Consider the following 22,490-nt stretch of genomic DNA (forward strand, 5'->3'; position numbering starts at 1 on the left):
CCGCTTCAATGCGCCTGCGTCAATCCACCGGATCGGCGGCGCAGTCCCCTCCTGAAAAAAAGGACAGATCGACGATCCGGTAGACCCCGGTATCCAGCACCACCGCGGCGGGCGGCAGGCTCGCCAGCAGGAAGTCGCCGTGCCGGCGGCTGTTCCAAAGACGCGCGATGCGAACGTCGAAGGGCGCGAAATACTCGGGCCGCCCGCCCGCCTCGGCGAAGTAGGTCGGCTCGACGACCAGGAAGTCGACGCCCCAGCGGCAGTGCAGGGCCCGCAACGGCGCCGGCTGCGTCGCCAGGTAAGCGTCGATCAGGGCGTTCATCCTGGCGCGCATTGTCAGGGTATAATCGTCGTAGACAGGGTAGTGCACCTTGCGGACCACGAAAGCCGGTCGTTTCGCCAGATAGGGGATGAGCTCCAGTTCGGCGACCGGCGTGGGCCAGTAGGCAAAGACGCTGTCGGCCGGCCGGGCGGCGGCGAAGGCCATGACCTGCTGGCCCGGCGTGCCCAGATGGTAGCGGTGCCCGGCCTTTTGGGCATTGAAGCTGTCGAAGGGCAGCACCAGCAGCGCCAGTCCGGCGAGAACGGCGGCCTCCGGCCGGCGCAGGACCCGCTCCAGGCGCCCGCAGAGGCACTGCAGGCCGACCACCGTCAGCAGCGGCAGGAAGGTGAACAGCGGATAGAGGACGAAGCGGTAGCTGTGGAAAGGCCGCAGCAGGTAGACCGCCAGTCCCAGCGCCACGCTACAGAGAAAAAAGCCGACGAGGGCGCGACGCGCCTGGCTTCCCCTGGGCAGCGCCAGCAGCCCGTAAGCTGCGACGCCGCCGCACAGCAGCATCACCGCCAGCGCGACCATCACCTCGGCGCCGCGGAACTGCCCCACGGCCTTGCCTGCGACGTAGGTCAGCGGATTGAAGACGCCGTAGAAGTGGCGACCTTCGGGCCCGTTCTCGGGATAGGTCTCCACCTGCTGCATCGGCGCCAGTGGCGCGCCGAAGTCCGCCGAGCCGCCCCCCAGGGCGCCGAAGACCAGCCAGAGCGACAGGGCGCCGGTCGCGGCAAGCAGCAGCAGGCTCACCAGCTTTTCCCGCTTGCCCCGGCTCAGGAAGCCGCGCACGACGAAGACCTGCCACGCCAGCAGCAGGCCCGCCAGCGGGGTCAGCGCCGGGTACAGCAGGCCGGAGAGCAGCGTCACTGCCACCAGGCCCGGCAAAGAGCCGTAGAGCATCGCCACCACCGCCCAAATGAGCAGCGGAAAGCCGAAAGCGTGCGGCACCGCCGAGGTGACCTGGTAGAGGTAGAGTGGCTGCGCGGCAACGAGGCCGACGACGCCCAGGGCGGTGATGCCGTTGCCGAGACGGCGCGCGGCCAGGCCCATGCCCAGCAGGAGCGTCAGCCAGCAGACCACGGAGAAGGCGCGGTGCAGGACCACGAGGTCGCCGCCCGCCCAGAGCCAGAGCCGCGTCACGCCCTCGTAGAGGTAGGGCTGGGGAAAGGCGGCCAGGAAGGACGCCTGGTAGTCGCCGGCGAAGAGCGCCGGATCGCTCCAGGGGTGGAAGCGGAAGAGCGCCCGCATTTCCTCGTGAAAATTGTCGGGATCGACGGCGAACCACAGCTGCGCGGCAACGATGGCGCAGACGTAGGTCGCGAAGGCGATCATGATGGGCCAGCCTCGGCTGACCGCGGCCGGCGCGAAGAGGCGCTCCGAGCTCATGCGCCGGGCTCCGAGGCTCCCTGCGGGGTTTCTTCCGGATCGTCCAGCAGATAGATCTCGAAGCCGCCGGCCGTCTCCAGCAGGCTGTAGCGCTCGTAGAGATCCGCCATCAGACGGCGCACCGGCGGCGTGTTGTAGATGTCATCGGGCCGGTAGAAGACGAGCCGCGGCGGATCCTTCTCCAGCGCGACCTCGACCGCGCGCAGATCGGCCCCGCTCTGCAGGCCGCGCGCCGCATTGAAGAAGCGCAGCGGGTTGCGCCGCTGGGCCAGGAAGTAGAGCTCCGGGCTGGCCGGCAGCGCCAGGATCGGATCCCCGGGCGCGCTGTGCTTGTCGATGAGGGACAGCAGCAGGCTGTAGAGCGCCGTTTCCTCCGCCGCGACGATCAGGTCGGCGCGCGGCAGGCCGGTCGGCGCCACCACGGTCTTGGTCTGGCCGGCGACGATGCCGTCCCAGCCGCGGGTCAGCGGCTGGCCGGCCTGGTAGGTCAGGCCGATCACGGCCAGTGTCAGGCAAAAGGCCGCCGGCACCAGGCTGCGGCGGCGCCCGGCCCGGGTGCTCAGATGCAACAGCGCCACCAGGCTCAGCGCCGCGCTGAAGAAGAGATAGAGCGGCTCCTGCGTATGCACCGAGACCAGGGCGAAGAAGCAGGCGACGATGGGCAGGGCCGCCAGTCCCGCAGCCTCGCCGCGCCACAGCGCGCGCAGCAGCAAGGCGCCGAGCGAAAGCGGCAGCAACGCCAGGGAGAACCAGAAGAAGCCGTTCAGCAGGGCCGCGCCGCCGCCCGCGCCCAGCATCTGCTCGACGCTGCGCAGTACCAGCGCTCCAAAGCCCGGCGTGGCGACCGGCCCGGAGAGCGCCACGGAGATAATGGAGGCCAGGGTGTCCCGCCACCAGTTCTCCAGCGTCCCTTCGACGAAGTGGTAGGCCAGCAGCGGGGCTGCGGCCAGCAGGCCGCCCAGGACCATGCGCCCCAGTTCCCGGCAGAAGCAGCGGTCGCCCAGCCGCGTGGTCATGAAGGTGAAGCCCAGCAGCAGCGCCGGGGCAGTGCCGAACAGCAGTGCCGCGACGATGTCGGTCATGGCGCGCAGGTAGAGCACCAGCCCCACCAGCATCAGCAGCGTCAGACCCCGCGCCAGCCGCGCCGGCGCATGGCCGGGGTGGCGCTGTTCCTGCAGCAACAGGAAGGTGAAGACGCCCATGGCGGCGAAGATGCCGCTGAGCGGCCGGAAGAGGAACAGCAGCACCAGCAGGAAGCCGGTCAGCTCCAGGGTGCCGCGCCGCTCGCCAGGCCGCGCCGAGAGCAGGGCGACGGTGAGGACGCAGAGGAACAGGGCGTACCACTGCGCCGTGGGATTGAGGAACTGCACTAAGGTAAGGCTGCCCATGGCCAGAGCGCCGGCGAAGGCAGGAAAGACGCCGCGTCCGGCCAGCAGCCAGAAGGCCAGGGCGCACTGGATCAGCGTCATTGCCGCCAGGGGATAGCGCAGGCTCAGCAGGTCGATGCCGAAGACCTTGAAGGCCAGGGCATTGGCGAAGCTCACGTAGCCCAGATGCAGGGCCTGCACCGTGCCGTTCAGCGATTCGCCGGCCAGCAGCCGCTCGGCGACGTGGGCGTAGCCGCCCTCGTCCGCCGCCGACCAGAAACGGTCGTGGAAGTGCAGCAGCACCGCGAAGGTGACCAGCATGACCACCGCGAAGACCACGCCCCTGGCCAGGCGCGCCACACCGGCGCCGCCCAGATGGGCGGTGGGGTGGACCAGGGCGGGGGCGGCGTCGACGCGGCTCATGGCGCCACCTGCGCCGGCGGCAGCCGGCGCCCTCCCTTGAGCCACAGCACGCAGCCCGGCAGCACCGCGACCAGCAGCGCCAGCCCGAAGAGCACGGAGATCGCCAGGGCAGGACCGGCGCCGATGCCGACGACACCGAGCATGATGACGCTGGCGCCCTCGCGCACGCCCCAACCGGCGAAGGACAGCGGAATGAAGGTGATGAGAATGATAGCGGGCACCACCGCCAGGGCCTCGCCCCAGGCGAGCTCCAAACCGAGGCCGCGCGCCAGGGCCAGCCCGGTCAGCACCGAGCAGACCTGGGCCGCGGTGGAGAGCAGCAGCAGAGTGAGCGACAGCGGCGGGCTCAGCAGCACCCGGCGGCCATCGGCCGCCAGCACGTCCGTCAGGCCGGTGAGGCGACCCAGGTGGGAGCCCAGCAGCGGCAGCGCTTCCAGGCGCCGGCGCAGGCCGACCGGCAGGCGGTCCAGCAGGCACAGCAGGGTGAGCCCGGCCAGCAGCCCCGGCAGGGCGGCGAGCAGCAGCCAGCGCAGGGCCGGCGGACCCAGGCTGTCGCCCAGCCAGACCACGCCGCCGGCGACCATCATGACCAGGGCCAGCAGGCCGGAGAGCCGCTCCAGCGTCACGCCCGAGAAGGCGTGCTTGAAGGGAACGCCCAGGCGCGTGACCTGCCAGATCCGCACGGCATCGCCGCCGACAGAGGTCGGCAGCACCTGGGTGAAGAAAGTGCCGATGAACATCAACTCGGTGGCGCGGGCCAGCGGCAGCGGCGTGCCCAGGGCCCGCAGGATCAGCCACCAGCGCAGCCCCGAGGCCAGGGTGACGCCCAGCATGCCCGCGACCGCCCCCAGCGCGGCCCAGAGCGGCAGGTCCAGCAGCAGCCCCGCGACCGACCGCAGGTCGACCGCGCGCGCCAGCAGGGCCAGCAGGCCCAGGGAGACCAGCAGCTTCACTGCCAGCGCCCCATAGCGCCCGAGCCGGGGGCCGCCCCCCTGGCGCGCAGCCACGGGGCTCCGGCCCGGCAGCGGCTGGTCAGCCGTTTCCGCCGTCGCAGGCATCTTGCACTCCCACATCAGCATCCTGGAGGCCATGATGCCTTTGAAGGAGTAAAGAAAACCTCAGCCTAAACAAATTATGAAGAATTGCGGAGAAAGCCTCGGAGGTCGGAAACGCGAGGAAACACCTAGGTGAGAAGCTCCAAGCTGCACACGAGGTTATCCCGCGCCGGCCTTTCAAAGCGCGCCGCGAAGTGCTCGGAGAAATAGAGCCTGTCCCGCCGCAGGAAGCCTTCCAGCACCTTTCGGCGCCCGGCACGGTAGGCCTTCTCCTCAACGAAAGCGTATTCCCGGCGGATGGCAGCCTCATAGGCTGCGAAGATCGGGCCAGGCGCCGCCAGGATCGATAGGTCCATATCCAGGAAAAGTGCGGCATCCGCTCGCTGAGTCTCGCTCAAATCGGGCGGCAGCCGGTGCCCCGCCGTCGCTTCGATGAGCCGCCGGGCGAAATCCAGGCTGTCCGGCGGCAACGCCTCCGCACCCTCACGCATCAGCAGCGCTGCGCTCCGGACCTCGTTGTCGTCCTGGCGCGGGTCGTAGACCGCGTCGCGATAGTAGATCGCCGCCTCGACCGCCGCCGGATCGTGGAGGCGGCCGCGCGTTTCGTGGAAGAGCCCGAGCAGCGCCTCGATATGCACCCAGGTGTGATAGTGGCGCTGCGGTTCGGCATAACGCCGCCGCAGATCGCCCATCAGGCGTAACGGAAGAAAATCGCTCATGGCGGCCTTTCGGACTAGCGCGCCTTCATCGCGGCCCAATCCTCGGGTCTGAGGTTCTCCATGAGGGAGAACTGTCCAGCGCCCTTCAGCCATTCGCCGCCGTCGATGGTGACCACCTCGCCGTTGATGTAGGCGGAGCCCTCGGCCAGCAGGAAGGCGGCCAGGTCGGCCAGCTCGCGGTGCTCGCCGACGCGGCCCAGCGGGATCTTGTTCATCCAGGCCCGGTTCATCGCCTCGTTGGGCACCAGGCGCGCCCAGGCGCCCTCGGTCGGGAAGGGCCCCGGCGCGATGGCGTTGAGGCGGATGCCCCGCCCGCCCCACTCCACCGCCAGGGAGCGGGTCATGGCCAGCACCCCCGCCTTGGCCATGGCCGAGGGCACCACGAAGGGCGAGCCGGTCTCGGCATAGGTGGCGACGATGGAGAGCACGTTACCCGGGTGCCCCTCGGCCAGCCAGCGCTTGCCGCAGGCCAGGGTCACATAGGCGGTGCCGTGCATGACAATGGCCAGCACGGCGTCCAGGGCGCGCGGCGAGAGGCTCTCGGTGCGGGCCAGAAAGTTGCCGGCGGCGTTGTTCACCAGGGCGTCCAGCGAGCCCTCGTCCCAGATGCGGTTGACCATGGCCTCGACCTGGGCCGGGTCGCGCAGGTCGCAGGGGATGGCGCGGGTGCGGTTCGGGAAGGCCTCGTCGAACTCCTCGCGGGTTTCCTCCAGAACGCCCTGGCGGCGCCCGCAGATCACCAGGCGCGCGCCCAGTTCCAGCACCCGCCGGCCCATGGCCTTGCCCAGGCCGGTGCCGCCGCCGGTGATAAGGATGCACTTGTCTTGCAGAAGATCGCTCTGGAACATAGGAAGGGGCCTCACGAAACGTAGGTCGACCGCAGTTTAGTACCCTCCCCGGCGCCCTTTGGCTATGGTGCGCCTCAATTCCGGAGCCGGTGATACAAGTATGCTGACCAAAGCGGCAAGTTACGAGGAGTTGGCGGCCCGGTTCCGCTGGCGGATCCCCGAGCACTACAACATCGGCGTCGACGCCTGCGACAAGTGGGCCCAAGACAGCAACGGGGGTGGCGACCGCCTGGCGCTGATCCACCTGCACGACGACGGCCGGGAGACCCGCTACAGCTTCAAGGACCTGAAGCGCCTCTCCAACCGCTGCGCCAACGTGCTGGAAACCCAGGGCGTGGAGGAAGGCGACAGGGTCGCCATCCTGCTGGCCCAGGGTCCGGAGACCGCCATCGCGCATCTCGCGACCTACAAGCTGGGCGCCATCGCGGTGCCGCTCTTCGCCCTCTTCGGCGAGGAAGCGCTGCAGTACCGCCTCGCCAACTCCGGCGCCAAGGTGGTGATCACCGACCAGGCGGGCCTCGCCAAGCTGGAAGCCATCCGCAACGAACTGCCGGCCCTAGAGACCATCATCTCCATCGATGGCCCAGGGGAAGGGGGAGAGGCCCTCGACTGGCACCGCCTGCTGGAACGCGCCTCCGACGGCTTCCTGCCGGTCGACACCCTGGCCAACGATCCCGCCCTCATCATCTATACCTCCGGCACCACCGGGCCGCCCAAGGGCGCGCTGCACGCCCACCGTGTGCTGCTGGGCCACCTGCCCGGCGTGGAGCTGCCGCAGAACTTCCTGCCGCAGCCGGGCGATCTCTTCTGGACCCCGGCGGACTGGGCCTGGATCGGCGGCCTCCTGGACGTGCTGCTGCCGGCCTGGCACCACGGCGTGCCGGTGCTGGCCCACCGCTTCGCCAAGTTCGATCCCGAGAAGGCCTTCAAGCTGCTGGCCGACTTCGGCGTGCGCAATTCCTTCCTGCCGCCCACGGCGCTGAAGATCATGCGCAGCGTGGAAAACCCCGCCGGGCGCTGGAACATGAAGCTGCGCTCCATCGGCAGCGGCGGCGAGACCCTGGGCGCCGAGATGCTGGAATGGTCGAAGGAGGCCTTCGGCGTCACCGTGAACGAGTTCTACGGCCAGACCGAGTGCAACCTGGTGGTCTCCAACTGCGCCGAGATCATGCCGGTCAAACCCGGCTCCATGGGCCGCCCCGTCCCGGGCCACCGCGTCGCGATCATTGACGACGCCGGTAACGAGGTTCCCACGGGCGAGGCCGGCACCATCGCCGTGCAGCGCCCCGACCCGGTGATGTTCCTGGAGTACTGGCAGAACCCGGAGGCCACGGCGGCCAAGTTCCGCGGCGACTGGCTGATGACCGGCGACATGGGCGCCATGGACGAGGACGGCTACCTGCGCTTCGTCGGGCGTGACGACGATGTCATCACCTCCGGCGGCTACCGCATCGGCCCGGGCGAGATCGAAGATTGTCTTCTCAAGCATCCCGCCGTCGCCCTGGCGGCGGCTGTAGGCGTGCCCGACCCGGTGCGCACCGAGCGGGTGAAGGCCTTCATCGTGCTGAAGGAAGGACGCAGCGGCGACGATGCGCTGGTGCGCGAGATCCAGGACTTCGTGAAGACCCGCCTCGCCGCCCACGAGTATCCGCGCGAGGTCGCCTTCGTCGACAGCCTGCCGATGACCGCCACCGGCAAGATCATCCGCAAGGCGCTGCGGGAAGAGTCCGGGCGAGAAACCTCGTCCGGCTAACCAGGAGGGAGTAACTTGCAGCATGCCGGTTTCGCCACCTACGCCTGAACAGAAGCAAGAGCAGGCTTCGCCGCTGCCCACGGCCATGCAACAGGACTGGCATACCTTGGATCAGGCAGCCGCTCTTGCGGCGCTGCAAAGTGCGCCGGGCGGCCTGGCGGAGGACGAAGCCGGCCGGCGCCTGGAGGCCTTCGGTCCTAACCGCCTGCCGCAAAAGCGGCCGCGCGGCGCCGTCATGCGTTTCCTGGTGCATTTCCACAATCTGTTGATCTATGTCCTGATCGCGGCCGGCATGCTGGCGGCGGCAATCGGCCACGGTACCGACGCCCTGGTGATCTTCGCCGTCGTTCTGGTCAATGCCGTGATCGGTTTCGTCCAGGAAGGCCGCGCCGAGAGGGCGCTGGAGGCGATCCGCGCCATGATCGACCCGAATGCCTCGGTCCTGCGTGGCGGCCGCCGGGTGACGGTCCGCGCCGACAGCCTGGTGCCCGGGGACGTCGTGCTGCTGGAGGCGGGCGACCGGGTCCCCGCCGATCTGCGCCTTATCCGGGCGCGCAACCTGCGCATCGACGAAGCAATCCTCACCGGTGAGTCAGTGCCCGTCGACAAGTCGACCGCGGCGGTGGATGCCCAGGCCTCCCTGGGCGACCGCTTCTCCATGGCATTTTCCGGGACATTCGTCACCGCCGGCCAGGGCAGCGGCGTGGCCGTCGCCACCGGGGCAGCCACCGAACTGGGTCGCATCAGCCGCATGATCGGCGCGGTCGAGCGCCTGACGACACCGCTGGTGCGCCAGATGGACCACTTCGCCAAGCAGGTCACCTTCGCAGTGCTCTCGATCTCGGTGCTGGTCTTCGGCTATGCCACCCTCGTACAGGCCTACGCGTTGGACGAGGCCTTCATGGCCGTGGTCGGCCTCGCCGTCGCGGCGATCCCGGAGGGCCTGCCTGCGGTGATGACCATCACCTTGGCCGTCGGCGTGCAGCGCATGGCCAGCCGCAATGCGATCATCCGGCGCCTGCCGGCCGTGGAGACTCTCGGCTCGGTCTCGATCATCTGCTCCGACAAGACCGGCACGCTGACCCGCAACGAGATGACGGCCGGCAAAGTCGTCACCGCGCTGGCCACCTTCGACGTCGAGGGCGCGGGCTACCAGCCGGAAGGCGTCTTCCGTGTCGCCGGCGGGCTCATCGATCCGCCCGCCTATCCGGTGTTGGAGGAGCTGAGCCTGGCCGGGCTGCTGTGCAACGACGCCCAACTGCGCCAGCTCGACGGCACCTGGATCGTCGACGGCGATCCGATGGAGGGAGCCCTGGTGTCGCTGGCGCTGAAGGCCAGGCACGATCCCGGCAGTGCCCGCGCGCGATTTTCGCGGCTGGACGAAATCCCCTTCGACTCCCGCCACCGCTACATGGCGACCCTGCACGCGCGGCAGGGCCGTCCGCCGGTGGCCTACGTCAAGGGCGCGCCGGAGCGCCTGGTGGACATGTGCACCGAAGAAGCCACGCCCGACGGCGACCGGCCGCTCGATGCGGCGCGCTGGCACCGCGAGATCGAGACCCTGGCGGCGGCCGGCCAGCGGGTCATCGCTCTGGCCCGGCACAGCCTTCCCGCGGGCAGCGAAACGATCGCCCCCGGCGACGTCGAAAGCGGCCTCTGTCTGCTCGGACTTGTCGGTCTGATCGATCCGCCGCGCCCGGAAGCCATTGCCGCTGTGGCGGAATGCCGGGCGGCGGGAATCCGGGTGAAGATGATCACCGGCGACCACGCCGCCACTGCCCGGACCATCGCCCTGCAGCTGGGTCTGGACGACGACCCCAAGGCGGTGACCGGCCACGATCTGGACAACGCCGACGGCGACGATTTCCACGCCCACGCCCGCGACGCCACGGTCTTCGCCCGCACCAGTCCGGAGCACAAGCTGCGTCTGGTCGAATCGCTTCAGGCCGACGGCTCGATCATCGCGATGACCGGCGACGGGGTGAATGACGCACCGGCGCTCAAGCGCGCAGACGTCGGCGTCGCCATGGGCGGCAAGGGCACTGAGGCGGCCAAGGAAGCCAGCGAAATGGTTCTGGCCGACGACAACTTCGCCTCCATCGTGGCGGCGGTGCGTGAGGGGCGCACCGTTTACGACAACCTCACGAAGGTGATCGCCTGGACGCTGCCGACCAACGGCGGCGAGGCCTTCACCATCGTCCTGGCGATCCTCCTCGGCCTCGCCCTGCCGGTAACTCCGGTGCAGATCCTCTGGATCAACATGATCACCGCCGTCGCCCTCGGACTCACGCTGGCCTTTGAGCCGACTGAGGCCAATGCCATGCGCCGTCCGGCGCGGCCGGCCGGCCAGCGCCTGCTGTCGGGACGGCTGCTGTGGCGTATCGCCTTCGTCTCGGCGCTTATGGTCGCCGGCACCTTCGGCGTCTACTTATGGGCGACCGGGCGCGGCCTGTCGCCGGAGACGGCACGGACCATGGTCGTGAATGCCCTCGTGGTCATGGAGATCTTTTATCTCTTCAGCGTGCGCTACGTGCACGGCACCTCGCTGACCTGGCGGGGCCTGCTCGGCACGCGTGCCGTGCTGATCGGCGTCGCTACGGTGGTGGTCGCTCAGGTCGCCTTCACCTACCTGCCGCCGATGCAGGCGCTGTTCGGCAGTGAGGCGCTGTCCCTCGACCAGTGCCTGCCGATCTTCGCCGTGGGCGTGGCGCTCTTGCTGATCGTCGAACTGGAAAAGCGCGTGGCGGCCTGGCTCCGGCCCGGACGCAGCGCCTAGCGGTTCGGCCGCGTGGTGAAGGAAGGCCGCCAGGGCGATGACGCGCTGGTGCGCGAGATTCAGGACTACGTGAAGACACGCCTTACCGCCCACGAATACCCGCGCGAGGTCGCCTTCGTCGACAGCCTGCCGATGACCGCCACCGGCAAGATCATCCGCAGGGCCCTGCGGGAGCAAAATGCCGGCGCAACCGCGAAGGCATGATGAAGCGCGGGGTAGCTTGCCAAGCCGTGGCTGCCCCTTCTATAAAGGCCGAGCGCCCGCAGCAGCGGGCAGTTTGGCAATAAGGGCAATCGACAGGTCATGGACCACGCGGAAAAGACCTTCCTGTTTCTAGCCTCCCCTCCTCCCCCTCCGGGCAATTGAACTTTCCGGCAGGGCAGGTTTCACCTGCCGCCGGGATCGTTTGCCGAGGGAGAAGTTTCGGGAGTGCCCACCGCACAGGCTTCCTGTCGCGTGTTGCCTACGCGCCTGACGTAATGCGGCCACGCCCCCCTTTCCCTCATCACCAGTAATACGCAACCGCGCAAGACCGTCTGTGTCGGCATGGCGCCGTTGCAGGGCCGTGTTCGGCCCGCTGCATGGGGTATCTGGCCATGTCCAGTCTCAAGCTTCTTTTCGTTATCGGCGTTGCCGCTTCCCTGCTAATGGTCGGCGTCGGCATGATCGTACCGCTGCTGCCGCAGCGCGTGATGCTTCTCTCCGGATCTCTGCAAAGCGCGGGCTTCATCGCGTCATCCTTCGCCATCTCCTATGTTCTGATTCAGCTTCCCCTCGGAAGGTTCGCCGATCGTTTGGGCGTGAAGCCTTTCCTGTTGCTGGGCTACGGCCTCTGCGCCCTTTCCGGCGTTCTGTTCTTCTACGCCGCTTCACCGAAGGCACTCTACCTCGGCCGCTTCATCCAGGGCTTGGGGGAAGCACCCATCTGGGCCTTGGGACCGGCCCTGCTGTCGCTCGCCTATCCGCAGGCGAAAGGCCGGGTCATCGGCCTCTACAACGCGGCGATCCACACCGGGCTGGCGGCCGGCCCTCTGCTTGGAATCCTGTTGTTCCCAAGGGGCGAAGGACAGCTGCCCTTTCTCGTCTTCGCTGCCTTGTGCGGCCTGGGCGGCGTCACGGTGCTGCTGCTGCCGCGCCGCCCCACACCAAAGGAGCAGATCGTCGGCAAGCCCGCGAGCCTGGGAGAAACCCTCGCCCTGCTAAGGCTGCGCGGCCCGCTGACCGCGCTGTCCGGCATCTTTCTCTACGGCGCCGGCTACGGCATCTTCATCAGCGTGCTACCGGCCTCGCTGGTTCACGCAAAAGGCTTCAGCGCCTCTTCGACAGCCGTCGTTTTCGCCCTGTTCTACGGGGCGATAAGCCTCTCGCAGATCGTCGCCGGACCACTGTCGGACAGGCAAGGGCGGCATCCCTACATGGTGGCCGGCTTGGTTCTGGCGGCAGCCGGCTTCGCCAGCTTCACTCCGCTACCCCAGCCCTGGACCTTCGGCGCCCTGACACTGGCCAGCCTGGGCCTCGGCATCTTCTGCGTCGCCTCCATGGCCTACCTGAACGACTGCGTACCCGCGGCACTGAAAGGCACGATCTCCGGCAGTTACTACCTGTCGTGGGGGCTGGGGTATTTTGTCGGCCCTGTCGCTGTCGGGTACTTGGCGGAAGCGAGCGGCGCCCTGGCCGCCTACGCCCTGCTAGCCGGCGCCTTCGCGCTGCAGGCCCTCGCCTTGCACCGTAGCCGGGAGGCCCCGGCAAAGCCCGGCTAGCGGGCGTGCCTAGCGGTTCGGGCGCGTGGTGAGGATGGCCTGGGCGTCGGCGCGCGGCGACTTGGAGGTGATCAGCACCACCTCGTAGAGGATGCGCCCCGAGCTGGAACGGTAGGTTTCCTCGCGCTGGTCGATGCTGCGGATGTACTCGCGGCGGTCACCGATCTTGTCGAGCGGCAGGCCCTTGCGGCGCACGTATTCAGAAAACACCAGCGAGACCTGGTCGGCGCTGGCCTGCTGCGCGATCACGCTGCAGGTGTCGTCGGCGAAGAGCACCAGGGCGAAGAGGCCGGCGTCGTTCTCCGCCGACCAGACCTCGCCGCGCTTGCCCTCAAGGAAGGCCTGCGCCTGCTGCTGCGGAAACTGCCGCAGCTGCGGCGTGGCCTTGATCCAGTCGCGCAGGTCGCGCGTGTCCTCAACATGTTTCAGGCAGGATTGCACGAAGAGCCCCACCACCTCGCGCGCCTGGTCCGCCGCCCGGACTGGTTGGGCCGTCAGGGCCAGCAGCAGGCCCAGCATTGTTCCCGCTCTCGCGATCGTGATCCGCATGATTGGCTGCCGTCTTCTCCAAGGTTTTGCAAGGCCGCGACCCTAGCAGGTCGGGCCGGCAGGGGCGACCCCCCTCGCCCACCCTTGCCCGCCCTCGCCCCTGGGGGCTGGACCGGCGCCGCGTTGCGCGCTAGTCACTGAACAAAGGAAGCCCGGAACGCTTCCGGCAATCAATCTCGGAGGATCCGCAGGCCGCCATGAGCAAAGTGATCGACTACTACCTGACCCTGATTTCGCCCTGGACCTACCTGGGCAGCCAGCGACTCGCCGAGATCGCCGCGCGCCACGGCGCCGAGGTCCGCGTGACGCCGGTGAACTTCGGCGAAGTCTTCCCGCGCACCGGCGGCCTGCCGCTGGCCAAGCGCGCGCCCGAACGCCAGGCCTACCGCATGATGGAGCTGAAGCGCTGGCGCAAGCACCTGGACATCCCGATCAATCTGGAGCCCAAGTTCTTCCCGGCCAACGACCGCCTGGCCGCCTGCATGGTCCTGGCCGCCGCGGAGACCGGCGGCAAGCCGCTGGAGCTGGCCCAGGCCTTCGGCAAAGCCGTCTGGGAGCAGGAGCGCGACATCGCCGACGAAGACACCTGCAAGGCCATCGCCCAGGAGACCGGCCACGACGCCGAGGCCCTGCTGGCCAAGGCCCAGGAAGAAGCCACGCAGAAACGCTACGACAAGCAGACCGAGGACGCCATCGCCCGCGGCGTCTTCGGCGCGCCGAGCTATGTCTACAAGGACGAGATCTTCTGGGGCCAGGACCGCCTGGACTTCCTCGACCGGGCGCTCAGCGAGGGCTGACGGCTTAACGGCAAGCAGCTTCACGTTGACAGAGTGTCACCCCCACCCTAGCCCTCCCCCATCGAAGGGGGAGGGAATGTTTTTATGAGCTGTGCTCCGCTGCCTTCCCCTCCCCCCTTGTGGGGGAGGGCTAGGGTGGGGGGTAAATCGCAGACCCTTTGGCGGCAAAAAGAAAAAGGGGCCCCGGAGGGCCCCTTTTTGCGAGCTTCCGACCCCCGCGGCCTTTAGGCCACGAGATTGAGGCTTTCCGCCTCCTCCTGAGCCGTTGCATCGTTTTCCAGCGAGGTGATCTTGAGCTGCGCGTCGAGCAGCAGCTTGGTGATCGACTCACCCTTGTCGTTCTTGTAGGTGCTGACCGCGTAGATGGTCAGGCGGGTCTGCAGGTCGACCGCGTCTTCGGCCAGCTGCCTGCGCACCTCGGCCAGGGTCTGCTCCAGCTCGCCGGCGGGGACTTCGGTCTCCTCGCCCTCAGCCGGCGCCGTTTCCTCGCCCTCGGCGGGCAGGGTTTCGACGGCGTCGCCGGCCTCGGCATCAGGCGTCTCGACCGGCTGCGCGGCGCCGTCCAGGATCTTCTGGGCCAGTTCCTGCGGGGTGGCGAGATCGTCGGGATCGATAACCAGCAGCGGCACCTGGCCCCCAGCACTTCCGGCACCTTCGACGCCGGTCGCCTGGATCTGCTGCTCGAAGCTGAGCTTGGCGACGGAGACGGAAACCTCGCCGGTGTCCCGGTTGACCTCGATCTCCAGCGACTGGGCGACCAGCGAGGTGGACTGGCTGACGTTGCCGCCGGAAATGGTGGTCACCTGGCTGAAAGCGGCGAAGGACAGCTCGGCGGTGAAGTTCACCCCGTCCTTCAGGGCGTCGAGCACCGGCTCGACGAAGGCCTTTGTGAAGTTCTCCACGGCGGCGCTGTCGAAGCCGAAGGCCTTCAGCGCCTTGCCGAGGTCATGGCGCAGGGCCTCCAGCGCCTTGCGCAGGAAGCCGCCGGCCTGGCCCAGCGCGGACTTGCCCTCGGTCTCGGCGACGGCGTCGCCGCTGCCCTCCGCGTCCTCGGCGGTGTTCTCCGCCGCCTGGGCCTCCGGCGACAGCCGCAGGCTGTCGCGGCCGTGATGGCCGCGGCCAACGTTCTGATGGTCCACGTGCTGGCGCTGGCCCTGCCCGCGCCCGGCCTGCTCGGCCGCCGCGGCGCCTTCGCCACGATTGAAGATCCCGGGGAAGAAGCCGGGAAGGTCTTGCAGTGAGGGAAGCATGGTGTCCTCCTCCTGAGGCGGCGCGCCGGGGCCCTTACCCGGGGCCGGACCGGAAGGGCTTTCCTGCCCTCCGCTGCGCTCGATGACGCCAAATGGGTGATCCAAATTATCTTGGATTTTATGCAATCGAAGGTGAAGGAATCCTTAGCCCGAGACGGGATTCCTGTGACCTGCCTGGGGCATTCCCGGCCGCCGGGATGCCAGGAATCCCACCCCTTCCGGCAGGTCCCGGCGATAGACAACCCCAGGCTGCCGGAGGACCGCCCGACTCTCGCAAGGCGCCCGAGACCCCGGAAAACCGCGATCACGGAAATTGATCGGCCTTCGCGGGGGCCCTAAGATAGCCGGCACCGCGGCCGCCTGAGCCGCGGACAAGGGGAAAATCCCACCGCCCCGGCAGCTTGGCCGGGGCCAGTTTTTTTGTGTACAGGGATCGGCGATCGGGGGACCAACGAGACCATGAGCCAGGAAGAGACGCGGGCCGGCGGCGCCAGCCCGGGCTTGGGCGCCCTCTATCTCGAGCGGCAGGGCCTGAAACGCTTCGCCGGAGCCAAGGGCGGCCCCGGAACGCCGCGCCGCCGGGCGGCGGCTCCAGGCGCATCACCGGATCGTTGAACCAGGCGGGACCCTGCCCGCCAATCCGATAATCGCTTTCGTCCATCTCGACCGCCCCGCCGAACCACTCTAACCTTGCGGCCCCTATGACCTTCCGGCCCTGGCGGCCCCGGCGACGGCCCGAAAGACAGGCGAGCGAACAGGAAGAAGACAGTGCGAAACCTTCTGAAAACCTACGTCACCGTCGTCGACGAATTTAACCGCGTCATCGGCCGGATCACCATGCTCATGATCTTCGCCATGATGGGCGTGCTGCTGTGGTCCTCCGTCAACAAGGCGCTGACCGGCATCCTCTTCGCCCCTTCGTGGTGGCCGAACGAGATGTCGGAGTTCCTGATGGTCGCCTACTTCCTGCTGGGCGGCGCCTATTCCATGCAGCTCGGCGACCACGTGCGCATGGACCTGCTGTACGGCACCTGGAAGGACAGCACCAAGGCCATGATGGACGTGGTCACCATCTGCTTCCTGATCTTCTACCTCGTCCTGCTGCTCTATGGCGGCATCTCCAGCACCCAGTACGCGCTGCAATACAACGAGGTCAGCCCCTCGCTGTGGCGCCCCAAGATGGCGCCCATCAAGATCATCATGTGCGTGGGCATCTTCCTCATGCTGCTGCAGGCCACCTCCACCCTGATCAAGGACATCGCCCGCATGAAGGGGGAGCATTGGGGCCGGCCCGAAACCCCGAGCAGCGACGCCGTGAACCTGAACGGCAACGGCGACGGTAACGGCAAGGGGGAGCAGCGCGCATGAGCTACGAACTCATTGCCATCCTGATGTTCGCGTCGATGATGCTGATGCTCTTGACGGGACAGCGGGTCTTCGGCGCCATCGGCTTCGTCGCCGTGGTCGCCGCCCTCGCCCTCTGGGGCACCGGCGGCTCGGAGCTGGCCTTCGCCTCCGCCATGAAGCTGATGAAGTGGTATCCGCTGCTGACGCTGCCGCTGTTCATCTACATGGGCTACATGCTCTCGGAGTCCGGCATCGCGAGCGACCTCTACCGCATGTTCCACGTCTGGTTCGGCGGTTTGAGAGGTGGCCTGGCGGTCGGCACCATCGGCCTGATGGTGGCGATCTCCGCCATGAACGGCCTCTCCGTCGCCGGCATGGCGATCGGCGCCTCCATCGCCCTGCCGGAACTGCTGCGCCGCGGCTACGACAAGATCATGGTGACCGGCGTGATCCAGGCCGGCTCGTCACTGGGCATCCTGGTGCCGCCCAGCGTGGTGCTGGTGCTCTACGGCATGATCGCGCGCCAGCCGGTGGGCCAGCTGTGGCTGGCGGGCGTCTTCCCCGGCCTGATGATGGCCGGCCTCTTCATCGTCTACATCGTCATCCGCTGCTGGTTCCAGCCGCAGCTCGGCCCGGTGCTGCCGAAGGAGGACCGCGACCTGCCCTGGCCCGAGAAGCTGGCGTTGCTGCGCTCCGGCCTGCTGCCGCTGTTCATCTTCTTCTCCATGACCGGCCTCTTCCTGCTGGGCTACACCAACCTGACCGAAAGCTCCGCGGTCGGCGCCCTGGCCGCCACCCTGGCCGCGATCTACAAGCGCCGGCTGACCGTGAAGGTGATGGAGGAGACCCTGCGCAAGACGCTGGGCATCACCTGCATGTTCATGTGGATCATCCTCGCCGCGCTCTGCTTCGGCGCCGTCTTCGACGGCCTGGGCGCGGTGAAGGCCATCGAGGGCTTCTTCATCGACCGCCTGGGCCTGACGCCCTGGGAGATCCTCATCATCATGCAGCTCTCCTACCTGCTGATGGGCACCTTCCTGGACGACACCGCCATGCTGGTCATCGTGGCGCCGCTCTACATCCCGCTGGTCAAGCTGCTGGGCTTCGACCTCATCTGGTACGGCGTGCTCTACACCATCACCTGCCAGATCGCCTACATGACGCCGCCCTTCGGCTACAACCTCTTCCTCATGCGCGCCATGGCGCCCAAGGAGGTGACGCTGACCGACATCTACCGCTCGATTATTCCCTTCGTAGCGGTGATGATCTTCGGGCTGATCATCATCATGGCCTTCCCGCAGATCGCCCTCTGGCTGCCGCATATCTACAGGCTGCAGGGGTAGGGGCCGCGGACGGATTGTTAAGCCTGCCCTGAAACCTTGCGTTGTCGCCCCTCCCCGGCTCGCCAGCAGGGCGATACCGGGGAGCGGGAGCCGCTTCCCAATGCCGCCGGCGCAACCCAGCTACCCGGGCCGGCGGCGCTGAGTCCCATTGACCGGCCCCCGGTTTTTTGCCTCACTGCGGCCTTCGTTTTTCCTTTCCCGGCCTCCGGTTCAGGCGGCCGATCACCTACCGAGGTCTACCGCCCATGCCGTCCGACACCGCTCTCGACAATCCCCAGAACCTGAAGGGCAACTGGAACTATCCGACCCAGATGATCTTCGGCCCCGGCCGCATCAAGAACCTGGGCCAGGCCTGCAAGACCCTCGGCATGACGCGGCCCCTGCTGGTCACCGACCCGGGTCTGGCCGGCCTGCCCATGGTGAAGGAGGCCATCGCCGCCAACGAGGCCGAGGGCCTGCCCACCGGCCTGTTCGACGCGGTGAAGCCCAACCCGGTGGGCCACAACGTCGAGGAAGGCGTGAAGGCCTACAAGGACGGCGGCCACGACGGCGTCATCGCCTTCGGCGGCGGCTCCGGCCTGGACTGCGCCAAGGCGGTCGCCCTGATGGTCGGCCAGAGCCGCCCGCTGTGGGACTTCGAGGACAAGGGCGACAACTGGAAGCGCGTCGACCCTGACGGCGTCGCCCCCATCGTCGCCGTGCCGACCACCGCCGGCACCGGCTCGGAGGTCGGCCGCGCCTCGGTCATCGTCGACGAGGCGAGCCACACCAAGAAGATCATCTTCCACCCGAAGATGCTGCCGAGCACCGTGATCTCAGATCCCGAACTGACCGTCGGCCTGCCGCCGAACATCACCGCGGCCACCGGCATGGACGCCCTGGCCCACTGCATCGAGGCCTACTGCGCGCCGGGCTACCACCCGATGGCCGAGGGCATCGCCGTGGAGGGCATCCGCCTGGTGAAGGAATGGCTGCCGGCGGCGGTGCACGACGGCAAGAACCTGGCCGCCCGCGCCCACATGCTGGCCGCCGCCTCCATGGGCGCCACCGCCTTCCAGAAGGGCCTGGGCGCCATCCACTCCCTGAGCCACCCGGTGGGCGCGCTCTACGACACCCATCACGGCCTGACCAACGCCGTCTTCATGCCTTACGTGCTGGCCTTCAACCGCCCGGCCATCGAGGACAAGATGGGCCGCCTGGCCGCCTTCCTGGGCCTCGAGAACGCCTCCTTCACCGGCTTCCAGGACTGGGTGCTGGCGCTGCGCGCGGAGCTGAAGATTCCGGAGAAGCTGGACGGCCTGGGCGTCGGCGACGAGCGCATCGACGAGATCGCCGAGGCCGCCGCCGAGGACCCCACGGCGCCGACCAACCCCGTTCCGGCGGGCGCGGCGGAGATGCGCCGGATGTTCGAGATGGCCCTGGAGGGGCGGCTCTGAGATCCCTTTCGGCACCGCCGATCCCGATTCCGCAGAGCACAAAAAATCTGACGCTTTTGCGCCGGTAATAATCTTACTTCAGACGACGAGAGGGCGCCTGTTCCGATATGGAGCAGGCGCTCTTCGTTTATTGATCCGTCTATTTTATCAAGAGTGTCAGCTTCTTATTGAATACTTAAGCATAAGCGCCAAGGCTTATAGGCAACGAAGAACTTGCTGCGACCGCAAAGCACCGGAACAAGCATCGGGGCAAGCATCGGGAACGGGGCACAACATGAAGAGGTTCTCATGTCTGTTTTCGAGCATTACGAGTTCGACGCCCATGAGCAGGTGGTCTTCTGCCACGACCCCGCCAGCGGCCTGAAAGCCATTATCGCCATTCACAACACCAACCGCGGCCCCGCGCTGGGCGGCTGCCGGATGTGGCCCTACGCCAGCGACGAGGACGCGCTGACCGACGCGCTGCGCCTGTCGCGCGGCATGACCTACAAGTCGGCCCTGGCCGGCCTCGACTACGGCGGCGGCAAGTCGGTCATCATCGGCGATCCCCGCGCCGACAAGTCGGAGGCCCTGTTCCGCGCCATGGGCCGCTTCGTCGACACGCTCGGCGGGCGCTACAGCGTCGCCGAGGACGTCGGCATCTCCGTGCCCGACGTGGAGATCATGGCCGAGGAAACCCGTCACGTCGCCGGCATTGCCGCCGGCGGCGTCGGCGACCCCTCGCCCGCCACCGCCTACGGCGTCTTTATGGGCATCAAGGCCGCGGCCAGGCATCGCCTGGGCGTCGACAGCCTGAGCGGCCTGCGCATCGCCGTGCAGGGCGTCGGCCACGTCGGCTACTATCTCTGCCGCCATCTGGCCGCCGAAGGCGCCGAGTTGCTGGTCGCCGACATCGCGCAGGACTCCCTGGACCGGGTGGTGCGGGAGTTCGGCGCCCAGGTGGTGGCGCCCGAGGCCATCGCCACGGCGGCGGTCGACATCTACGCGCCCTGCGCCCTGGGCGCGACCATCAACGACGAGACCCTGCCGCAACTGCAGGCCAAGATCGTCGCCGGCTCGGCCAACAACCAGCTGGCCGAGGCCCGCCACGGCGAGGCGCTGCGCCGGCGCGGCATCCTCTATGCCCCCGACTACGTGATCAACGCCGGCGGCGTCATCGTCATCAGCCACGAGGGTCCCGACTACAACGAGGCCAAGGCCTTCGCCCACGTGGCGCAGATCCACGACACCCTGCTGGAGATCTTCCGCCGTGCCGACGCCCAGAAGGTCGCGACCTCTGAGGCCGCCGACCGCCTGGCCGAGGAGCGCTTCCGCGGTGCCGCGGCAAAGGCGACCAAAGCGGCTTAAGACCGGCCGAAAGAACACCCCCTCACCTGACCCTTCTCTGGTTGCCAGAAGAGCATGCTATATGTTCGGTTCGCTTCGTGCCCTACATTCTCGCATGTAAAGAGCGGTGCAGCGGTCTAGGATCCGACTCGATTGGCTATCGGGGGGTAATATGAGAATGCGCCGCGCAAGCGCAAAAATCTTTGTCATTCTGGCACTGATGATACAGGTGGTAGTGGGAACTACTGCGGCAGTGCATGCGACTGCAGTCGTGTCTGACCCTGATCGTGTTGTCGAAGTTACAATCGCTGAGAACACCCGCGAGACGTTCCTGCGAGAAATCGAGATTTTCGCCGACGCGCTTGCCTTCTCCGTCAATTTCTCTCCAGCGCCATCGGACCCAGATCAGCCCTTTCCTCTCTTGTGGCGCAATGACTGCATTATTTACGTACAACCGATGCCGTACGATGGTGCTCACCGTTTGATGTATCGTGTTTCATTCTACTCGAGGGGCTTCGAACCCGTGTCGCAGAGGGCCCTGGATCAATTAGTCCAGGAACTTGGTAGCGCAGTCGGAAAGGTAGAAAGAGCAGTGTTTGATATCTCAAGATAGGCCTAAAGATCGGAATGCCGTCTTTAGGTTTCGCCATGAAACTGCGCGCGCCGGACTACCAGGACCTCACGTAAAGAAACCCGTCCTCGGTTTCCGATTCTTCATAGCCCATCACTTGAATGCGCTTGTCTTTGTCGGCGCGCCGGAGAAAACCGTCGAGGAGTTCGGCTTGACCGAACAAAGAGCCGGCTTCCACGAATAACGCCTCCGCGGAGCCTGCGACCTTGATAGCGGCGTCGTGCAGCAGGCTGAGAACGAGAAGAACCTCTCTGTCATCCTCACTGCGCGCGGCAATCAGCAGGGCCGCCAGTCCGGTTTTCAGAGGACCAGGGTCGTGCTTCCTAACCGCGAGCGAGGCCATCCTTTCCGCGAAGAGCTTCAGCCCGCGGGCATGATCGCCCGCTATGCCTTCGGCAACGAGGGCGCGGTCGGCGTCATCACAGGACGGGAGACGGGCAAGAGCTTCGCCGATCGCAGTGTCTAGGTCGGACGGGATGGATTGCCTGGAATAGGCCGAGCCCGCTGCCCGCTCCAGCAAAGCCGACAACGCGGCAAGCATACCTTCGGCAGACGTCAATGCCTTGTCCCCCTCCGAGGCCATGCGAACGAAACCAGGGCCGCCTTGCCCGGCACAGCCCGCACTATAGCAGGCTGAATCCTCTCCCCCGGCCCATCGGCGCCCCTTGTGTCACGCCTTCCGGGCCTGACGTCCCCGGGCGGAAGGGGCTTCCGGAAGTTTCTTGACATTCATTGAGGAATATTTCATTGAATATATCCTCAACTGAATGAGGCGCCCCATGGCCCGCCGGAAATACAGGATGGACAAGCGCGCCGGCGCCGCGGAAGAGACGCGGCGCCGCATCGTCGAAGCCTGTTTCGATCTGCACTGCCAAAAGGGCATCGCCGACACCACCATGACGGAAATCGCCGGGCAGGCGGGGGTCAGCGTCGGGACGGTTTATCACCACTTTCCGCGCTACGAGGACGCCATCACCGCCTGCGGCGCCCATGCCGCCGCCAAGGTGCCCCCGCCCGGCCCCGGCGTCTTCGACGGGCTCGATAGTCTGGAAGACCGGCTCAAGGCACTGGCCGCCGCCGTCTTCGGTTATTTCGGGCGGCTGAAGGTCTTCGACCTGATCCGCGCCGACCGCCACCGCTACGAGGTGGTGCAGGGCTTCGTCGATCAGGAGGCGGCCGGCCGCCTGGCCCTGGCGCGCGCTGCCCTCGCTCCCTTCGGCGCCGGCGACCGCGACATCCACCTGACCGCCGCCCTGCTCGACGTCTCCGTTCACGATGAACTGTGCCGCGCCGGCTTCACCACGGCCGAGGCCGCCCAAGACGTTGCCGCCACCCTATACGCCCGCTTGAAGGAAAGGCTTGCCGCCGCGCCGCGGCGCCGCCCCTGAGAGCCCAT

18 protein-coding genes and 1 pseudogene are annotated in these 22,490 nt (G+C 67.5%); 11 read left to right on the plus strand and 8 right to left on the minus strand.

The window, feature by feature from the left end; all coding sequences use genetic code 11:
* Positions 1-19: 19 nt before the first annotated feature.
* The 5 genes from H7X47_RS09355 to H7X47_RS09375 form a co-directional block, all read right to left on the minus strand.
* Complete coding sequence (locus H7X47_RS09355; protein ID WP_193368395.1) at positions 20-1,714, minus strand: hypothetical protein; 1,695 nt, start codon at positions 1,712-1,714, stop codon at positions 20-22.
* Positions 1,711-3,504, minus strand: coding sequence for a hypothetical protein (locus H7X47_RS09360; protein ID WP_193368396.1), 1,794 nt, complete (start codon positions 3,502-3,504; stop codon positions 1,711-1,713). The genes H7X47_RS09355 and H7X47_RS09360 overlap by 4 nt, the downstream gene beginning before the upstream one ends.
* A complete protein-coding gene (locus H7X47_RS09365; RefSeq protein WP_193368397.1) occupies positions 3,501-4,562 on the minus strand; it encodes a lysylphosphatidylglycerol synthase transmembrane domain-containing protein in 1,062 nt (353 codons plus the stop codon). Before H7X47_RS09365 ends, H7X47_RS09360 begins: the two co-directional genes overlap by 4 nt.
* Positions 4,563-4,687: 125 nt before the next feature.
* Positions 4,688-5,278 (minus strand): HD domain-containing protein, encoded by a 591-nt coding sequence (locus H7X47_RS09370; protein WP_227010336.1) that lies wholly within the window; start codon positions 5,276-5,278, stop codon positions 4,688-4,690.
* Between the two features lie 14 nt (positions 5,279-5,292).
* Complete coding sequence (locus H7X47_RS09375) at positions 5,293-6,126, minus strand: SDR family oxidoreductase (RefSeq protein ID WP_193368398.1); 834 nt, start codon at positions 6,124-6,126, stop codon at positions 5,293-5,295.
* 100 nt (positions 6,127-6,226) lie between these two features.
* Between H7X47_RS09375 and H7X47_RS09380 the strand changes: the two genes are divergently transcribed.
* The 4 genes and pseudogenes from H7X47_RS09380 (at position 6,227) to H7X47_RS09395 (ending at position 12,415) form a co-directional block, all read left to right on the plus strand.
* Positions 6,227-7,879 (plus strand): acyl-CoA synthetase, encoded by a 1,653-nt coding sequence (locus H7X47_RS09380; RefSeq protein ID WP_193368399.1) that lies wholly within the window; start codon positions 6,227-6,229, stop codon positions 7,877-7,879.
* Between the two features lie 22 nt (positions 7,880-7,901).
* Positions 7,902-10,655, plus strand: coding sequence for a cation-transporting P-type ATPase (locus H7X47_RS09385; RefSeq protein ID WP_319633569.1), 2,754 nt, complete (start codon positions 7,902-7,904; stop codon positions 10,653-10,655).
* 12 nt (positions 10,656-10,667) lie between these two features.
* Positions 10,668-10,859, plus strand: a pseudogene (locus tag H7X47_RS09390) (AMP-binding enzyme); the annotation flags it as partial.
* 392 nt (positions 10,860-11,251) lie between these two features.
* Positions 11,252-12,415, plus strand: a complete 1,164-nt coding sequence (locus H7X47_RS09395) for an MFS transporter (RefSeq protein WP_193368400.1) — start codon at positions 11,252-11,254, stop codon at positions 12,413-12,415.
* 9 nt (positions 12,416-12,424) lie between these two features.
* Here H7X47_RS09395 and H7X47_RS09400 read toward each other — a convergent pair whose 3' ends face one another.
* The gene (locus H7X47_RS09400) at positions 12,425-12,964 is read right to left on the minus strand and encodes an NMCC_0638 family (lipo)protein (RefSeq protein ID WP_193368401.1); all 540 of its coding nucleotides are present in this window, start codon (positions 12,962-12,964) and stop codon (positions 12,425-12,427) included.
* Positions 12,965-13,161: 197 nt separating this feature from the next.
* Here H7X47_RS09400 and H7X47_RS09405 point away from each other — a divergent pair, with 197 nt between their 5' ends.
* The gene (locus tag H7X47_RS09405) at positions 13,162-13,761 is read left to right on the plus strand and encodes a 2-hydroxychromene-2-carboxylate isomerase (RefSeq protein ID WP_193368402.1); all 600 of its coding nucleotides are present in this window, start codon (positions 13,162-13,164) and stop codon (positions 13,759-13,761) included.
* Between the two features lie 224 nt (positions 13,762-13,985).
* On the opposite strand, the gene H7X47_RS09410 is transcribed toward H7X47_RS09405, so the two are convergent.
* On the minus strand, positions 13,986-15,011 hold the full coding sequence (locus H7X47_RS09410) for a hypothetical protein (protein WP_193368403.1): 1,026 nt from the start codon (positions 15,009-15,011) through the stop codon (positions 13,986-13,988).
* Between the two features lie 768 nt (positions 15,012-15,779).
* Between H7X47_RS09410 and H7X47_RS09415 the strand changes: the two genes are divergently transcribed.
* From H7X47_RS09415 to H7X47_RS09435, 5 genes are all read left to right on the plus strand, one after another.
* Positions 15,780-16,379, plus strand: coding sequence for a TRAP transporter small permease subunit (locus H7X47_RS09415; RefSeq protein ID WP_319633570.1), 600 nt, complete (start codon positions 15,780-15,782; stop codon positions 16,377-16,379).
* Positions 16,376-17,701: a TRAP transporter large permease gene (locus H7X47_RS09420; protein ID WP_193368404.1), complete on the plus strand. Its 1,326-nt coding sequence runs from the start codon at positions 16,376-16,378 to the stop codon at positions 17,699-17,701. The genes H7X47_RS09415 and H7X47_RS09420 overlap by 4 nt, the downstream gene beginning before the upstream one ends.
* 245 nt (positions 17,702-17,946) lie before the next feature.
* The gene (locus H7X47_RS09425; RefSeq protein WP_193368405.1) at positions 17,947-19,137 is read left to right on the plus strand and encodes an iron-containing alcohol dehydrogenase; all 1,191 of its coding nucleotides are present in this window, start codon (positions 17,947-17,949) and stop codon (positions 19,135-19,137) included.
* Positions 19,138-19,425: 288 nt separating this feature from the next.
* Positions 19,426-20,484: a Glu/Leu/Phe/Val dehydrogenase dimerization domain-containing protein gene (locus tag H7X47_RS09430; protein ID WP_193368406.1), complete on the plus strand. Its 1,059-nt coding sequence runs from the start codon at positions 19,426-19,428 to the stop codon at positions 20,482-20,484.
* 157 nt (positions 20,485-20,641) lie between these two features.
* The gene (locus H7X47_RS09435; protein ID WP_193368407.1) at positions 20,642-21,076 is read left to right on the plus strand and encodes a hypothetical protein; all 435 of its coding nucleotides are present in this window, start codon (positions 20,642-20,644) and stop codon (positions 21,074-21,076) included.
* 55 nt (positions 21,077-21,131) lie between these two features.
* Here the strand turns inward: H7X47_RS09435 and H7X47_RS09440 are convergent, their stop codons facing one another.
* Positions 21,132-21,653 (minus strand): hypothetical protein, encoded by a 522-nt coding sequence (locus H7X47_RS09440; protein WP_193368408.1) that lies wholly within the window; start codon positions 21,651-21,653, stop codon positions 21,132-21,134.
* A gap of 220 nt (positions 21,654-21,873) precedes the next feature.
* On the opposite strand from H7X47_RS09440, the gene H7X47_RS09445 reads away from it, so the two are divergent.
* A complete protein-coding gene (locus H7X47_RS09445; RefSeq protein WP_193368409.1) occupies positions 21,874-22,482 on the plus strand; it encodes a TetR/AcrR family transcriptional regulator in 609 nt (202 codons plus the stop codon).
* The last annotated feature ends 8 nt before the right edge of the window (positions 22,483-22,490 follow it).

The sequence above is a fragment of the Pelagibius marinus genome, from assembly GCF_014925385.1.
GTDB lineage: Bacteria > Pseudomonadota > Alphaproteobacteria > Kiloniellales > Kiloniellaceae > Pelagibius > Pelagibius marinus.

What these genes read in the sequence shown, in the direction of transcription:
- H7X47_RS09395 (WP_193368400.1), top strand. Translation starts at nt 11,252, where the DNA reads ATGTCCAGTCTCAAGCTTCTTTTCGTTATCGGCGTTGCCGCTTCCCTG.
- H7X47_RS09435 (WP_193368407.1), top strand. Translation starts at nt 20,642, where the DNA reads ATGCGCCGCGCAAGCGCAAAAATCTTTGTCATTCTGGCACTGATGATA.
- H7X47_RS09425 (WP_193368405.1), top strand. Translation starts at nt 17,947, where the DNA reads ATGCCGTCCGACACCGCTCTCGACAATCCCCAGAACCTGAAGGGCAAC.
- H7X47_RS09445 (WP_193368409.1), top strand. Translation starts at nt 21,874, where the DNA reads ATGGCCCGCCGGAAATACAGGATGGACAAGCGCGCCGGCGCCGCGGAA.
- H7X47_RS09430 (WP_193368406.1), top strand. Translation starts at nt 19,426, where the DNA reads ATGTCTGTTTTCGAGCATTACGAGTTCGACGCCCATGAGCAGGTGGTC.
- H7X47_RS09420 (WP_193368404.1), top strand. Translation starts at nt 16,376, where the DNA reads ATGAGCTACGAACTCATTGCCATCCTGATGTTCGCGTCGATGATGCTG.
- H7X47_RS09360 (WP_193368396.1), bottom strand. Translation starts at nt 3,504, where the DNA reads ATGAGCCGCGTCGACGCCGCCCCCGCCCTGGTCCACCCCACCGCCCAT.
- H7X47_RS09365 (WP_193368397.1), bottom strand. Translation starts at nt 4,562, where the DNA reads ATGCCTGCGACGGCGGAAACGGCTGACCAGCCGCTGCCGGGCCGGAGC.
- H7X47_RS09355 (WP_193368395.1), bottom strand. Translation starts at nt 1,714, where the DNA reads ATGAGCTCGGAGCGCCTCTTCGCGCCGGCCGCGGTCAGCCGAGGCTGG.
- H7X47_RS09405 (WP_193368402.1), top strand. Translation starts at nt 13,162, where the DNA reads ATGAGCAAAGTGATCGACTACTACCTGACCCTGATTTCGCCCTGGACC.
- H7X47_RS09400 (WP_193368401.1), bottom strand. Translation starts at nt 12,964, where the DNA reads ATGCGGATCACGATCGCGAGAGCGGGAACAATGCTGGGCCTGCTGCTG.
- H7X47_RS09375 (WP_193368398.1), bottom strand. Translation starts at nt 6,126, where the DNA reads ATGTTCCAGAGCGATCTTCTGCAAGACAAGTGCATCCTTATCACCGGC.
- H7X47_RS09370 (WP_227010336.1), bottom strand. Translation starts at nt 5,278, where the DNA reads ATGAGCGATTTTCTTCCGTTACGCCTGATGGGCGATCTGCGGCGGCGT.
- H7X47_RS09385 (WP_319633569.1), top strand. Translation starts at nt 7,902, where the DNA reads ATGCCGGTTTCGCCACCTACGCCTGAACAGAAGCAAGAGCAGGCTTCG.
- H7X47_RS09380 (WP_193368399.1), top strand. Translation starts at nt 6,227, where the DNA reads ATGCTGACCAAAGCGGCAAGTTACGAGGAGTTGGCGGCCCGGTTCCGC.
- H7X47_RS09410 (WP_193368403.1), bottom strand. Translation starts at nt 15,011, where the DNA reads ATGCTTCCCTCACTGCAAGACCTTCCCGGCTTCTTCCCCGGGATCTTC.